Source organism: Saccharicrinis sp. GN24d3, assembly GCF_052400645.1.
GTDB lineage: Bacteria > Bacteroidota > Bacteroidia > Bacteroidales > Marinilabiliaceae > Saccharicrinis.
Window position 1 is genome coordinate 1 of sequence record NZ_JBQTGI010000040.1, and the last position, 15,806, is coordinate 15,806.

Consider the following 15,806-nt stretch of genomic DNA (forward strand, 5'->3'; position numbering starts at 1 on the left):
GATGCCTCGTTTCAGTAATGCCTTGTTTTATTGTTCTTGCAATGCTCATGACGAACCTCCAATACATAATCCGGGTTTAACCTGTATTTTTAATGCCTCTTGCGGTTTAAAGCCTGATTTAATCGGGGGATTACCCTATTCTTTCCCACTTTCGGGTCTCATTCGACCTAAATAAAGCATCAATCACCTTCATGTTGTTTACGGCATCTGATACATTAACCGGAGTTGGGCTATTATTTATGATTGATGTAGCAAAGGCATCGAACATCAATCCATATTGGTCGCATACCTCAAAAGTTACTGTTCTATCCCCTTGGCCGGTGGAAACCAATATCTCGGCCCTGGTATCAACATAGGTATTAAACGGTATATGAACACGAATACGGCCGGAGCTTCCAATAACCTCAACATATTGATTGGCATGACTTAAGGTTGAAACCGTATAACTGGCATGCGTTCCGTTAAAATCGAGAATCGCGGAACTTAGTGTGTCTGTATGAAATTCGTTATGTTTTTGGTGTATTGAAATAACCTGATCAGGTTCTTGATCCAGCAAAAAACGAGGAACAGATATCGCATAACAACCGATGTCCATGACTGCTCCTCCGCCAAAATCTTTTTTGTTTCTAATATTATCGGGTGCCGGGTTGTTATATGCAAATGAAGCATTTATATACATTATTTTTCCAATCTGATTGGTTCTGACCATATCCTTAACGTGAATCCATAGCGGGTGGAATTTATACATAAAAGCCTCCATTAATTTAACCCCGTTTTTGTTGGCTATGTCAACACATTCCTGAGCTTGTTTGGTATCAAGGGCAATTGGCTTTTCACATAGAACATGCTTTTTAGCCATGGCTGCTTTTTTTACCCACTTAAGATGTAAATGGTTGGGTAAAGGAATATATACAAAATCGATATCAGGGTCTTCAAGCAAAACCTCGTAACTATCGTGTACTCTCTCAATACCAAACTCATTAGCGAATTGCTGTGCCTTTATGGCGTTACGGGAGGCGATAGCATAAATTTCGCAATTTTTGGTGTTTTGTAAGGGCAAAACTATTCGTTTTATTAAATGGTTCGATACACCAAGAACCCCAATTTTAATTTTTTTCATATCTTCTAAAAATTAGCAAAACTCTGATAAATAGTGCAAACTTCAATCATGCCCCCGCGTGGCCTGAGTATTTGTCCCGTGCTCGCTGCAGGCAGACGGCCATGCCAGTTATTCAACTTTATAGTTGTATAAATAGTTGTTTTCGCCCCCAACAATAAGGTTAAACTTAGTACTTTCTTTATTCAAAAACCCTATGCTGAACCTGGATTTTCCTCTTAAAGGAAAGTTTTTATAGACCGATCCATTACTGTTGATGAGATATATTTTATTGTTTTCCTGATCAAATACCCCAATTTTTTTGTTGTTGCCCGAGAAATGGTAACCGTCAGCTGTTGGGAGTAGGTTGCCGTCTATTTCCACCTCAAAAAGTTTTTTTGAATTGGCCTTAAAAGCATATACATTCTCCTTTGTAACAAGAATGAATTCCATGCCTTTGTTGTTACTAAAATCCCAGGCCATAAAATGATGCCCTTCATTTGAATTTAGCAATTTAGTAGTGATACAGTCACCTGTGTTTAAGTTGATTTTTTGCAGGTTTCCGTTTGTATCGGTTGTTAAAAGGAAAGGTATATTGTTTTCTGTCAGCAAATAAAATAAACTGTTTTCGTTGCGGATAAAATCCGATTTGATAGTTACTCTGTTTTCCCCTTTTCGGTTTAAAATATAATTTCGTTTGTCGTCTGCAAAAGCAATATAATCTTTTCCTTGAACCCTAATGTGCTGAATAGGTTGGCTTACTTTACCTTCGGTAGCTTTGGCTTTCCAGCCCGTAATTCTATTTCCGGATTTATCGAATACGTAGGTGTTTCTGTTTGAACAAGCTACAAAAATCCTGTAGTTGCGGTTATTGTCGTAATCAAATACAGCTATCGGATTGGTGGCCTTATAAGCCAGATCAATAGGGTATTTTTCTACGTTATTGCCGTTTCTATCCAGCAAATATATCCTATTAACTGTATTAAATAAGTATTGAAATTTGTTGTTTCTGAAATAATCAATTTGGGTCACTTCTCCCATAATTTGTGCTTCCAGTTTCTTTTTCCAAAGCACCCTGCCCGAATTGGAAATCAGGTAAAGCATGTTCGATTTGTCCTGAACCAAAATTTCCTTTTCTTTGGTATAATGGTTTACAACTAATGCTGGTTTTCCTATAATAGTGCTATCCAGACCGCTTTGCCAGACGGTTTCGGGTTCGCTCTCGCGGGTTGGCAAATAATGGATGCATGCGTTTACGTATATTAAGTCGTTGGCTGCTGTTGCCAGTTGAATCCCAAATCCATAAAATTGGTTTAAACTTTCCTGCTGTGTTCTCGAAGGATTAAAAAGTTCGAGATTACCCGATTCGGGCAATAGCGATTTAATTTTAGAAATGTCGCAATAAACAAACATGTTTTCCTTGTATGAGAACATATTGGTAAACTGCCGGTGATATTTGCTATCATCTAAAGTTTTATGAAGGATATTGGCATAAATTAAGTCCGATAGTTTTTTGACAGAATTCGAGAAAATCATGTAATTATCCACAAAAGTGAAATAATCCTTGGGTAGCTCCGGGCAGTATGTATTTAATAACAATGGAAATACTTTTGCGGCCGTTGATTTATAGATGGGGTATTGGGTTTGTTGATCTAGCTGGTAAAAGGTAACCGGTTTTGTTTCTGAATCAGACAAGCTGTTCAATAGACTAATAGTTTTAGATTTACTTTTTGTGTTTAATATTAAATAGCTGTTATCATTGTTTTCATTTTCGGACGAATTGTTAATGACATAGGAAAATTCTTTGTCAATAATATCAAATACTTGTTCTTCTGTGGACTCAAGGGAATTCTTAAAACCAAGTTTGTTATAATTACTTTGAATAGCTTCGTACGTACCTTCTTGCTTAAGGTAGTTTTTTAGGTTGCGACGCATTTTATCCTTATCATCGTAACTAATTGTTTGAACAAAACTGGCGTTATCAGGTATTATTTGGTTTATTTTTGTATAACCGGCATCAATACCATCAAACAGTGCGTTCATCTTAGTTTGGTTTTCATCGGTATATAAAAAACCATTGATAAGAATATGTGTGTCGTTCAGGTTCAGATCAAATTCGCCCCAAGAGGCAACCTTTGAGAAAAAGGATAGTTTTTTCTTGTGGTTTTTAGTAAAAACTTTTGATAACGCCTGCCCTATGTTATTGAAATTAACAAAAAGGTTGGCGTCGCTATTGCTTCCCACTGTTTTAAAAAGTTTGCTGAATGTTTTATCCGACATAAGTGTGAAGTCGGATCTAAGTTGTCTCAACGCGTTTTCTACCAATAACGAAGCAGGGCTTATGATGAGGAGCCCACGATAAAAACTGACAAACAACTCAGTTTTTACCCCGGTTGGTTTAATAGAGTAGATATTGGAAGCGTTATATTTTCGCTGGTTAACAGCCCATCCGTCCGGATTTTCTTCCAGATAATTAACGAATATGTTCTGCTGAGCCTTGTTGCTAATAGAATAGGCAAATAAAGGTTTTACTTTTTCTTTACCCAAGGGGTGAAGAGATATGGTAATCGGTTTTGATTTTAGGAAGCTTAAGATGGATTTATCTACAATAAGAGAATCGCCTTCAAATGCTTTCAGGTGATTAGAAAAGCTATTAAACCAATCGAATTCCAACAATGCTTCGTTATAACTGATACGGTTTAATATGATATCTGAAATCCGATCGGGTTTTTTAACCTGAATAATTACCGAAGCATCGGTAGGTACTGCTTTGATGGCTTGGTTGTTCTTAAAGTTCTTAAGGCTGGAGAAGTAGTGATAAGAATAGGCAAGTAATCCAATAAGAACTAATGAGATAATTATAAATGTTATTCGTCTGGTCATAAAATACTGATGAAACTTTTATGGTTGTTAAGATACAAGTAAAATATTTTTTAATTACTATCTGATTATCATTATTTTGGTAACCATATCTTCCGAACCATCTTCGTTGGTTGCAAAGACTAGGTATACCCCACTGCGGACATTTTCATTGTACATGTTTTTTCCATCCCATACTATTTGCCCGCCAGTTGAGTTAGCCTGGTATACTATTTTTCCGCTGATGTCAGTTATTCTTATGTTGGAATCTTCCATTAATCCTGTTACAGTTATCAAACCTTCATAATTAGGATTCACAGGGTTAGGAAAAGCTTTGACGCTTGAATAAGTTGGTTTACCTTCAATAGCCGTTCCTCTGTACGACAAAATACCTTTATCGGTACCCATAAAAACTTCTCCGCTGTTAGGGTTAATGGCCAGGGATAGGATTCTGTCTGATAATAATGGGCTGTTAGATGTGCTAAATTCGAGAATTGTTTCAGTCCCATCCGAAGAGATCAAATAAACCCCGTTAGATTCAGTTCCAACCCATTTTCTATTAGCACCGTCTACTGCCATAACGTTTACCTGAACATTCTCGAGTAAATAGTCAGCCAGGCCACTTCCGTCGTTTCTGGGAATTTTAACCCGTGATGCAATGGGTTTATCCAGGTTAAATATTTCCGTTGGGCGATAATAAACTACTATACCACTTGTGGTTCCAACCCATATATAACCGTTTTTGTCTTCTGCCAAACAAATAGGTTCAAGATCTATTTCGTCACCGTCTTCATCCCAAAGTAATAATTTGGAATTGCCGGAATTGTTTACGTCACCGGCATATCTGTAATTATCATCACTATCGGTTTCAATAGTACCTGAAGTATCATATACAAAAAGGCCTACTGGGTTGCGCACCGAAATACTCCATAAATGCCCCCATGAAGTAACGATTGTTTGCCACATCCAAGGATCGGAATCGGCACCACCAAATGTGTCATAGTCGTATAAATACCATCCGTAATGGTTGGCACTGTCGGTGTTTAAAAGTAGGTCTGGCTTTACAATAACCGGTATGGAGTCACTCATGTTATTGGCAAATAAGTTTCCATCACCATCCATTACAACGCCATTTACCAATCTCCATATGTAGGCCGAGTCTATTGGTGCATTTTTCTCTGTATCGATATAATGGGTAACAATTTCGTCATTCAAGAATTCAAAGATTCCACTGTGCGCGCTGCTGATAAAAGCATGATTTTCGTTTCTTGGATCAATTGCAATATCATTCAGGTTATAAGCGTTGCTTAAAAAGTCGTTGTTCTGCCAAGTAAAGTGTTTCCATTCGTTATTTCTCAATATGGAACATTCCGCTGGGTGGAATTCAGGATCAACGTAGTGGTTAATGCCGGCTACAACCCATAAGGCATTTTCCGATGCTGCCATTTTGTATGCTTTGTTGGAACTTGGTCCATCCGGAAGAATTTGAATGTCGTTTGAGTTGGATATTTGAATCAATCCGTTAGATGCATCACCAACCCAGCGATCATTATTTTCATCTATTAAAACAGATGAAAAATCCGTTGTTAGTTCTGTTCCATCTATAGAATACTGATGGATAGAATCTACTATGCTGAGATTGTTATCGTATTTATATATGATATCACTTGATATTGTATATAATTGTGAATTATATTGTTTTAAGTCGACAAACTTTGTTAGCTGGAACAAGTTTTCCCAGTTTCCATTGGCATATCGCATTATTTGCGCTGAGTTACCGTTTTTTCCGGAGGCAACAAGCTCGTCATTTATTGAAACCAACGAAAGGTATTCTTTGTTATCCGAACTTACTGTTCTCCAGGTTTGGTAGAATGATAGTAAATTGCTTTGCAGTGGTGCTCCAAGTATACCTTTTTCTGTGGCCGCATAAATTGAATCAGATGAGGTGGTCACTTGGTTAACCCCTAAATATGACGAGTTATCCCCAATCAGGTAAGTGTCTGAAATTTCCTTTTTGACTAGATCCAGCACAATAATCCCAAAAGTTGTTGAGCAATACGCCAAATTATTGACTACATGTATATGATTGATTTCCTTATCGGAAAGAAGTTCTTTGAATTTGAGGTCTGGGATATTCCAAACGTCGTTGTTGCTAACCAGATCAATATTTCCGTTATCATATCCAACAATAAGTATGTTTAAACTACTTGATGTTGCAATAGCTGTAATTTCTATATCCGACAAACCATTTAACTTGGTAATTTTTTCCACAACATTCTCTTCCGTATCATACGAAAACAGGCCAACGTTTGTAGCGGCATATATCCTGTTGTTTACCTTTTCAACACTATGCACATTGGCAAATGATAAATAATCCTGCCAGCTGCCAATAGCTACTTGAGCTTTACATAGGCATAGGCTAAGTATGAACAAACCAAATGTTATGAATGATTTCATATTAAGTTATATTGTATCTATAGTGTTTTTAAAAAATCAACCAGTTTAACAACCGCCCTTGCCCGGTGACTTATTTTGTTTTTTTCGGTTAGTTCCATCTCAGCAAATGAAATATCATATCCTTCGGGCACGAAGATAGGATCATAACCAAACCCTTTGCTGCCGGATTCATTGCGCTTAATAGTACCATTTACAATACCTTCAAATTGGTGTTCGGTGCCATCAATAATTAAAGAAATCACGGTTCTGAACCTTGATTTTCTGTTTTTTATACCTGTCATTCTATCTAACACCTTGCGCATATTTTTCACGGCATCTTTTTCCTTGCCGGCATAACGTGCGCTGTACACGCCGGGTTCACCGTTTAAGGCCTCAATTTCTAGTCCCGTGTCATCTGCAAAACAATCCAGATGATAGGTGTCGTAAATAAATCTCGATTTTTGTGTAGCGTTTTCTTCTAAGGTCATTCCGGTTTCGGGAATTTCGGTGTTGCAACCGATATCATCTAAACTTTTTAATTCTATTGAACTACCCAGAATATGTTGAAGCTCTTCAAGTTTGTTGAGGTTGTTTGTGGCAAAAACAAGTTTCATGTTAATTAGATAACGTTATGGTTGAGTGCAAAAGTATTTTATTACTTAAAAAAAAACAACGACTGAGCGGTCGTTGTTTAAATATGTAGTGCGTTTCAGGTAAATTTAAAATCCGCCCCCGTAACCGTATTTCATCAAATCGGTTCTAGGATTGATCACCATAACCGGTACTTTGTAACTGTTGGCAATAATCTGCTGTTCGTTGGCCCCTAAAATATAATCATGAAAAGCGATGTCTCTGGTGGTCATGATAATAATAGCAGCTGCTTCGATGTTATCCGCAAAACTAATTGTTTCTTGAGCAAAGGAGCCTTTACCTTCGGATAGGGAAAGCTCGTAGTCGATACCCCTTTCTTCCAGATACTTCTTGCAAAAAACTAAGTTAGCTTTTGTTCTTGGTTCAATAACCCCGTCTTTGGTAGAACTGCTCAAAAGATATATTTTGGTGTTAAGATATTTTGAAATAAACTCCGCCCAAAACAGTTTTTCTTTGTTCTCCGTTTTAAAATCAACAGGAAATACAATCTTCTTTACATCACTGTTGATAGGCTTCTCCTGAACCACAAAAAATGGTATTTTAGAGCCAATGATAACTTTAAGTGCCCAACTTCCGGTTAACTTTTGCATTCCTCTTATACCATGAGTCCCCATAATAACCATGATGGCATTCATTTCTTGCGCAACTTCGTTAATGGTTTTAAAAATGGTTCCCTCCCTTACAATGGCTTTGGTTTCCAGGTTGTACTTGTCCTTAATCATCTCTGTTTCTTTGTTAAGCTTTTGGAGCGAAGGCTCGATATCGCTTTCTTTCTTAACAATATGCAACAAGATGATTTCAGCATTGTTTTTGTTTGAGATAGACTTGGCATGGTCTATCGCATGCATGGCAACTTCAGTGAAGTCATATGGCACTAATATTATGTTTTCCGAGTTCTCCATGAGGTTAATTTAAAATATACGGTTTATTTTGCGAAATAAATATACTACTTTTGGTAAAAAATCAAGAATTAAAGATTAAAACAATCGACTGTGACTTATAAAGTTTTAATCAATGGTGCCCGAAAGCTTGTCTTAGTTGTTCTATATCTCTTAGCACTAAAGAATTATAGTTGCTTTGCAAAGGAAGGTAATTTAAATGAGAATGAAAGAAAAAAATTAATAAGTTCTATTATTCTTTCAGGAGATACCATTCATTTATCGGAGATAACGGATACAATTGTTATAAAGTCGAACAAATTTAAATTTATTGAGTTCAATTTTGTACCTGCAAGTGACCAGGATGCCGGCTTGTTGCGATATTATTTAAAAGGATTGGATCCCTCATTTGGTGATTGGACATTAAAAAATAGTGCGACTTATACTGGCCTGGATCATGGAGTCTATGAGTTCGTGCTGGAATCGCCAGACTATGTTCAAAAAGTTTATCTCGTCATCTCGTCATCGTATAACAGGTATTTTCTTTCCACTGTTATTCTGCTGTTGCTTATTATCTTCGCCATCATCGTTCTAAAGATCAGTTTAAAAGGAAGGAGTGGGGATAAAGTAAATGCCTGGCAAAACGATTCTATCGCTCCTTTTTTAAAAAAATATATCAACAAACCCGATCCTGAGCCAATTGATAATCGAAAATTGGCGCAAAGAGCATCGGTCAAGTACGAAAAGGCCACCGTTCTGTTTGCAGACATACAGGGCTTCACAAAGATTGTGGAGCATATGAACCCGGAGAATCTAATTGATGAACTGGATCGGTTTTTTATACATTTTGACGAAGTTGCGGATAAATATAAAATAGAGAAAATTAAAACCATCGGGGACGCATACATGTGTGCAGGCGGACTGCCCGAAAAAAACAGAACTAACCCGATTGAAGTGGTAATGGCCGCCATTGAAATGCAACGATTTATGCAAGAAACGGGACAGGATGCGCTAAAAAGCGGAAAGGATTTCTGGGAACTGCGCATAGGTATCCACACCGGCTCGGTTATTTCCGGAGTGATCGGGCGTAAAAAGTTATCCTTTGATATTTGGGGCGATACCGTTAATATCGCCAGCAGGATGGAATCTTCCGGTGTGGCCGGAAAAATAAATGTTTCGGGAGTGACCTACCAATTGGTTAAAGATTTTTTCGAATGCGAATATAGGGGCAAGATGCCCATAAAATATAAGGGCGAAACGGATATGTATTTTGTAAAGAGTATTATACCGCACCTTTCAGTGAACGGTGAAGGAATATACCCTAATCAGGTTTTCTATACAAAGCTGCAATGGATTCGTTACAATGATTTGGAAGATGCCGTTCTTGGGCAAATGCGTATGGAGTTATCTTCGGCATTAAAATACCACAACATTAAGCACACCATTGACGTATGTACCCAAGTGGAGGTGTTGGGCAGAGCCGAAGGATTAAATAACAAGGAACTGCTTTTGGTTAAAACAGCGGCATTGTTTCACGATACCGGTTACATGGTTAACCCAATGAGACACGAGGTTCAAAGCGTAAGAATTGCCAAGGAAATTTTGCCGCATTATTTTTACAATAAAAATGAAATCGACATTATTTGCCAGTTGATTATGGCAACCGAAAGTGATGCTGAACCTACCAAGTTGATGGAAAAAATAATAAAAGACGCAGACCTGGATTACCTCGGCAGAGCCGATTTTATTCCGCTATCCGAAAAACTTTGGGAAGAATTATGTAACTATAATGGAAAAATTTCGCAAAAGGAGTGGAACATGAAACAACATGCATTTCTTAGCAAACATGTTTATTATACAAATACGGCTAAAAAATTGAGACAAGTAAACAAAGAAATTCAAATGAAAAAGATTGAAGGTTTATTAATGTAACCCTTGTTTGTGCTATTGGAGAAATGCTTTAGGCATCTATTTTTAAGTAAAATATTTTAATCCTTACATTACGTTCTTTTTTTTTTATTTTCTTTGACATTAGAAAATTATACACAACAAATAAATTATAATAATATGGCTAAGTCATACGAACCGGAAACTAAATTACATAACCTAATTGGCTCCGGAACTAAAATTATCGGTAACATCGAAACAACCGAGAGTATCAGGATTGATGGTGAGATAGAGGGAAACATTGTATCGAAGGGAAAAGTAGTTATAGGTAGTAAAGGAAAAGTGAGGGGAGAGGCAAATTGCCTGAACGCTGAGATTGAAGGTGTTTTGGAAGGTAAAGTTATGGTTAAAGAATTGCTTTCGTTAAAGGCTACATCAAAGCTGTTGGGAGACATTGAGACCAACAAGCTTACCATAGAACCGGGAGCTGTGTTTACCGGTAAATGCCTAATGGGTGGAAGCGCTAAGGTAGTTGAACCTCAAGCTCAGGGTACCAAAAAATAAAAGTGAATAAAAATAGCGGATGGCGTTTGCCCATATATTACCTGTTTCTTTTTTCAGCGTTGTTATTGATAAATGGTATATTAGCATACTGTTTATTTCCTGCTGTTTTGCGAATTGTATTGGAAGGACAGGTATTTTTATTCGTGTTATATGTTTTAACAGCGTTATTGACAAAACATCTTAGGAAGAAGTTTGTTATGCACAACACTGGTTTAATATTGGCCGGGGTTATGGTAAAGATGATGGCTGCATTAATTTATTTGCTCCCTTTTTTATTGGGTGATCATCAACAAAAAGTGGCCATTGCCTTGTTTTTCATGATAAATTATATAATTTATCTTAACTTTTCAGTTGTTACCATCGTAAGAAACGATTAATGTACAACGTTCGATTGATTTAAAATTGTGATGAAGAAATTTCTTTGTGTACTTATATTACTCACGGGTATCTTTTATTCGAGTAGTTTTGCGTCCGATGAAAAGATGCCTTTCGAAGAAACTGAAGAAGTTTTTGATCCTACCGATTTAATAATGCACCATATCTCCGATGCCCATGTTTGGCATGTAGTTTCATGGGTTGAAGGAGCAGACGAAAAACATATTGAAATACCATTGCCTATTATTTTATACGATAAAGGTAAAGTGCATTTCTTTTTGTATTCCAGGTTCGATCATAATACCCATGTCGCAGAAAGTAATGGGAGTTATTTCTTGTACCATCACGGTAAAATCTACAAGTCGGATGCGCAGGGTACGGTGCAAAAAGATGATCATGGCCATATTACTAATGAGGCACCATTAGATTTTTCTTTAAAAAGAAATGTTTGGTCTATGTGGCTGTCCATAGCATTGTTAATTTGGCTATTCCTGACTGCAGCAAAAGCGTATAATGGTGGCCCAGCCAAACCCAAAGGAATTCAGGCGTTGTTGGAACCTATCATATTGTTTGTCAAGGAAGATATTGCAGATGCACAAATCAATCCTGACAAGGCACATAAATTTACGCCGTACTTACTTACAGTTTTCTTTTTTATATGGATCAATAACCTGCTTGGCTTGGTGCCATTTTTTCCGGGAGGGAGTAACTTTACCGGTAACATCTCAGTTACCATGGTGTTGGCTGTAATCACCTTTTTAATTACAAATATCAACGGAAGCAGAAGCTATTGGAAGCATACATTAACTGCTCCCGGCGTACCGTTTTTTGTTAAGGTATTACTGGTGCCGGTTGAAATCATTGGTTTATTTACAAAACCATTTGCGCTAATGATTCGTTTATTGGCCAATATAACTGCCGGGCATATCATCATATTGAGTTTAGTATCGCTCATTTTTATTTTAAAAACAATTTATATATCCCCTGTATCTGTTTTGCTAACGATAATCATGTTTACATTAGAATTATTGGTAGCGGTTTTACAGGCTTATATTTTTACTTTATTATCGGCTTTATTCATTGGAATGGCCGTTGAAGATCACGAACATTAATTTATAATTTAATATACATTTATAAAATTAAACAATTATGACACTTTCTCTTACTGCTGTAGGTTTAGGAATTATTGTATTAGGTGCCGGTCTTGGAATCGGGAAATTAGCCAATGGGGCAATGGAAGCCATGGCCCGTCAGCCGGAAATAAGCTCTAAAATTCAAACCGCAATGATTATTGCTGCCGCGCTTATCGAAGGTGCTGCTTTATTTGCTATTGTAGTTGCCCTTCTTAAAGGTTAATTGCCTTTTTCTGTTTTATTAAAAAAACGAGGCGTATGGATTTTTTATTAACACCCGATCCCGGGTTAGTATTTTGGACAACACTTTCATTTGCCATTTTGGCCTTTATCCTCAAAAAATATGCTTGGGGACCTATTTTAAATGCCTTAAAGTTAAGGAACGAAACCATAGAGCAATCTTTGCAAGCTGCCGAAAGAGCAAAAGCTGAAGTGGAAGATTTGGTTAAAACAAGGCAGGCTATGATGGATGCCGCCAAAAACGAACGTGACGAGTTATTAAAAGAAACTCGTGAGCTTAAAGATAAAATCTTAGCGGAAGCTCGCACGGGTGCTGGCCTTGAAGCCAATAAAATAATCGATTCAGCCCGTAAGCAAATTGAGACGGAAAAAAATGCCGCTATAAAGGAATTGAAAAAGCAGGTTGCAGAATTATCAATAGATATTGCTGGTCTCTTGATCGAATCGGAATTGAAAGATGACAGCAAGCAGAAAGCGATCATTGATAGGTACTTAAATAATGTAAATTTTAATTAATTACGGAGTAAGGTAAATAATCAAGCCTTGAAATTAGCTTTTAAGCATAAATTTTAGGCAAATTAATGTGACCTTAAATATCACAATTATAAACACATGAACGACAGTTTAATTTCCGTAAGATATGCAAAAGCTTTATTCCTTTTAAGTAAAGAAAAAGGTGAGGTGGATAATGTTTACAAAGACATGGACATGCTATCGGATTATTGTAAAAATACCGAAGAGTTCAACGAGCTTTTATCCAGTCCGGCGATTACTCCGGGCAAAAAGAAAAGAGCATTAAAAAATGTTTTTGAAAAACATGTAAACCAGCTAACCATGAATTTTCTGAATATTATGGTGGATAACAGGCGCGAATCTATGTTAGCTTCCATTGCCAGAAATTACATTGACTTTTACAAGAAAGACAAAAATATTAAAACGGTATCGCTATACACCGCATTTGAGTTAGATAAGGAGTATCTGAATACGGTTAAGGATATATTGAAAAAGGAGCTTGGGACAGATATAGAACTTACCGTAAGGGTTAGAGATAATCTGATTGGAGGATTTATATTAATGGTGGACGGAAAAATGATGGATGCCACAGTAGCTAATAAGCTAAAGGAATTAAAAAAGAAACTGTTGAGTTAATTACTACCGGTTAAAATTGTACTAATGAAAAATATTAGACCTGCCGAGGTTTCGGAACTATTAAAAAAACAAATACTAGGTTTTACTACAGATACTAATCTTGAAGAGGTTGGAACGGTACTTCAGGTGGGTGATGGTATTGCCCGTGTTTACGGACTAAACAAGGTCCGGGCAAATGAGCTTGTTGAGTTTGAATCGTGCAAAGGAGTGGTTTTAAACCTTGAACAAGATAATGTTGGAGTGGTGCTGTTGGGTTCGTCAAATGAAATCAAAGAGGGCGACATAGTAAAACGTACCGGAACCATTGCCTCTGTTAAGGTAGGAGAAGGCATGTTAGGTCGTGTTATCGATACCAACGGAGACCCTATTGATGGTAAAGGAAGTATCGACGGGGAGCTTTTTGAATTTCCCCTCGAAAGAAAAGCGCCGGGTGTAATTTACCGTCAGCCGGTTCAGGAACCTTTGCAAACAGGATTGAAAGCAATCGATGCGATGATTCCAATCGGTAGGGGACAGCGAGAGTTGATTATTGGTGACCGTCAGACGGGTAAAACAGCCATCGCTATTGATACCATTATCAATCAAAGAGAATTTTTTGAGAAAGGCGAGCCTGTTTATTGTATTTATGTGGCCGTTGGACAAAAGGGGTCAACGGTAGCTCAAATTGTAAAAACGTTGGAGAAACACGGAGCAATGGAATACACAACAGTGGTTTCTGCCAGTGCCGCCTATCCTGCTGCCATGCAGTTTTATGCGCCGTTTACAGGTACCGCACTCGGAGAGTTCTTCAGGGATACAGGTAGGTCTGCTTTAATTATTTATGATGATCTGTCGAAGCAAGCAGTATCGTACCGGGAGGTTTCTTTGTTGTTACGTCGTCCGCCGGGCAGGGAAGCTTATCCCGGAGACGTATTTTATCTTCACTCACGGTTGTTGGAGCGTGCCGCTAAAATTATCGAATCGGACGAAATTGCTGCTCAAATGAATGATTTACCTGAATGTATCAAAGGTAAGGTAAAAGGTGGAGGCTCTTTGACGGCTCTCCCAATCATTGAAACGCAAGCGGGTGACGTTTCGGCATATATACCTACAAACGTTATTTCAATTACCGATGGTCAAATATTCCTGGAAGGAAACTTGTTTAACGCAGGTATCCGTCCCGCTATTAATGTAGGTATTTCAGTATCTCGTGTGGGAGGTAACGCACAAATCAAGTCCATGAAAAAGGTGTCGGGTACCTTGAAACTGGATCAGGCGCAGTATCGCGAACTGGAAGCGTTCTCCAAATTTGGTTCTGATATGGATGCCGCCACAAAGGCCGTGCTCGACAAGGGAAGTAAAAACGTGGAGCTTTTAAAGCAACCTCAATATGCACCGGTAAAAGTAGCCCACCAGGTAGCATTGATTTATTGCGGAACACAAGGCTTACTTTCAGAAGTGCCCGGTGATAAGGTAAAAGAATTTGAACAGAGTTTTATCGACGACCTTGAGATGAGACACAAGGGGGTGATAGATACACTGGGGAGCGGCAAAATATCGGAAATGGAAACAGACGTTCTTAAAGAAGTGGCTGCCGATGTTGCACGCAGATTTAAAGTGGTTGAAGAAGAAAAAGAAGAATTGTAATACGACTATCCAATGGGCAGCTTAAAAGATATACGTACACGCATAGATTCGGTTAAAACAACCCGACAAGTTACCAGTGCCATGAAATTGGTATCGGCTGCCAAGCTTAAAAAGGCGCAGGATGATATTTTTCGGATCAGGCCATACGCCGATAAACTGAACGAGATTATCTACGACCTGATCAACTCCATGGATGATGAGAGTGTAAAAATTGACTTGGCCGAGGAAAGGGAATCTGATCGTGTGTTGGTGGTAATGATAACCAGTAACAGGGGATTGTGCGGCGCTTTTAATTCGAATGTGGTGAAAGAGGTAAACAACCTGATCAGGAAAGAGTATTCTTCACATTTAAAAAATGGATTTATCGATGTGGTTGCCATAGGTAAACAAGGGAAAAAACTGTTAAAAACGGCAGGTATCCTCTGTTCCGATGAGAAAAACGAAGTTTATAATCACCTAAGCTTTAGTAATGTTGAGGAAATATCGCAAAGTATAATCGATGATTTTAAGATGAAAAAGTACGATAGGGTTTTAATTGCCTACAACGAGTTTGTTAATGCCGCAGTTCAAAACCCTACGGTGCAACAGTTCCTTCCTCTTCAATTGCCCGAGAGGGATGCTACACATACATCGCTGTATATTTATGAACCGGATCAAAAAACTATTATGGACGAACTTATCCCAAAGTCGTTGAAAACCATGTTTTTTAAAACCATTTTGGATTCGGTAGCTGCCGAACATGGTGCCAGGATGACATCGATGCATAAGGCAACAGATAATGCCACAGAACTCATTGGAGATCTACAGTTAAGTTATAATAAAGCCCGTCAGAGCTCCATTACCAGCGAGATACTTGAAATAGTGAGCGGGGCGGAGGCATTGACAAAATAAAGTTAAAGATACAATTAGATA

Annotated in this window: 13 protein-coding genes; 8 read left to right on the forward strand and 5 right to left on the reverse strand. The window is 37.9% G+C overall.

Going from position 1 to position 15,806, the window contains the following annotated elements:
* Positions 1–130 precede the first annotated feature (130 nt).
* From ACT29I_RS24240 to ACT29I_RS24260, 5 genes are all read right to left on the reverse strand, one after another.
* Positions 131–1,120 (reverse strand): Gfo/Idh/MocA family protein, encoded by a 990-nt coding sequence (locus ACT29I_RS24240; RefSeq protein WP_444794680.1) that lies wholly within the window; start codon positions 1,118–1,120, stop codon positions 131–133.
* Positions 1,121–1,228: 108 nt separating this feature from the next.
* Positions 1,229–3,979, reverse strand: coding sequence for a hypothetical protein (locus tag ACT29I_RS24245; protein ID WP_444794681.1), 2,751 nt, complete (start codon positions 3,977–3,979; stop codon positions 1,229–1,231).
* Positions 3,980–4,036: 57 nt separating this feature from the next.
* On the reverse strand, positions 4,037–6,412 hold the full coding sequence (gene porZ, locus ACT29I_RS24250; protein ID WP_444794682.1) for a type IX secretion system anionic LPS delivery protein PorZ: 2,376 nt from the start codon (positions 6,410–6,412) through the stop codon (positions 4,037–4,039).
* A gap of 17 nt (positions 6,413–6,429) precedes the next feature.
* Entirely contained in the window at positions 6,430–7,005 is a 576-nt protein-coding gene (locus ACT29I_RS24255) for a non-canonical purine NTP diphosphatase (RefSeq protein ID WP_430936562.1), read from the reverse strand.
* Positions 7,006–7,110: 105 nt separating this feature from the next.
* The gene (locus ACT29I_RS24260; RefSeq protein ID WP_430936564.1) at positions 7,111–7,944 is read right to left on the reverse strand and encodes a universal stress protein; all 834 of its coding nucleotides are present in this window, start codon (positions 7,942–7,944) and stop codon (positions 7,111–7,113) included.
* Between the two features lie 90 nt (positions 7,945–8,034).
* Between ACT29I_RS24260 and ACT29I_RS24265 the strand changes: the two genes are divergently transcribed.
* From ACT29I_RS24265 to atpG, 8 genes are all read left to right on the forward strand, one after another.
* Positions 8,035–9,852 carry an adenylate/guanylate cyclase domain-containing protein gene (locus ACT29I_RS24265; RefSeq protein WP_430936566.1) on the forward strand — a complete coding sequence of 606 codons (1,818 nt, stop codon included), beginning with the start codon at positions 8,035–8,037 and terminating at the stop codon, positions 9,850–9,852.
* A 135-nt stretch (positions 9,853–9,987) separates the two neighbouring features.
* Positions 9,988–10,371 carry a bactofilin family protein gene (locus tag ACT29I_RS24270; RefSeq protein ID WP_430936568.1) on the forward strand — a complete coding sequence of 128 codons (384 nt, stop codon included), beginning with the start codon at positions 9,988–9,990 and terminating at the stop codon, positions 10,369–10,371.
* Between the two features lie 407 nt (positions 10,372–10,778).
* The gene (atpB, locus tag ACT29I_RS24275) at positions 10,779–11,858 is read left to right on the forward strand and encodes a F0F1 ATP synthase subunit A (protein ID WP_430936570.1); all 1,080 of its coding nucleotides are present in this window, start codon (positions 10,779–10,781) and stop codon (positions 11,856–11,858) included.
* Positions 11,859–11,895: 37 nt separating this feature from the next.
* On the forward strand, positions 11,896–12,102 hold the full coding sequence (gene atpE / locus ACT29I_RS24280; RefSeq protein WP_301199878.1) for an ATP synthase F0 subunit C: 207 nt from the start codon (positions 11,896–11,898) through the stop codon (positions 12,100–12,102).
* A 35-nt stretch (positions 12,103–12,137) separates the two neighbouring features.
* Positions 12,138–12,635 carry a F0F1 ATP synthase subunit B gene (atpF, locus tag ACT29I_RS24285; RefSeq protein ID WP_430936573.1) on the forward strand — a complete coding sequence of 166 codons (498 nt, stop codon included), beginning with the start codon at positions 12,138–12,140 and terminating at the stop codon, positions 12,633–12,635.
* A 96-nt stretch (positions 12,636–12,731) separates the two neighbouring features.
* The gene (gene atpH, locus ACT29I_RS24290) at positions 12,732–13,268 is read left to right on the forward strand and encodes an ATP synthase F1 subunit delta (RefSeq protein WP_430936575.1); all 537 of its coding nucleotides are present in this window, start codon (positions 12,732–12,734) and stop codon (positions 13,266–13,268) included.
* A gap of 24 nt (positions 13,269–13,292) precedes the next feature.
* Positions 13,293–14,894, forward strand: a complete 1,602-nt coding sequence (atpA, locus tag ACT29I_RS24295) for a F0F1 ATP synthase subunit alpha (protein WP_430936577.1) — start codon at positions 13,293–13,295, stop codon at positions 14,892–14,894.
* 12 nt (positions 14,895–14,906) lie between these two features.
* A complete protein-coding gene (gene atpG / locus ACT29I_RS24300; RefSeq protein WP_430936579.1) occupies positions 14,907–15,785 on the forward strand; it encodes an ATP synthase F1 subunit gamma in 879 nt (292 codons plus the stop codon).
* Positions 15,786–15,806: the final 21 nt, after the last annotated feature.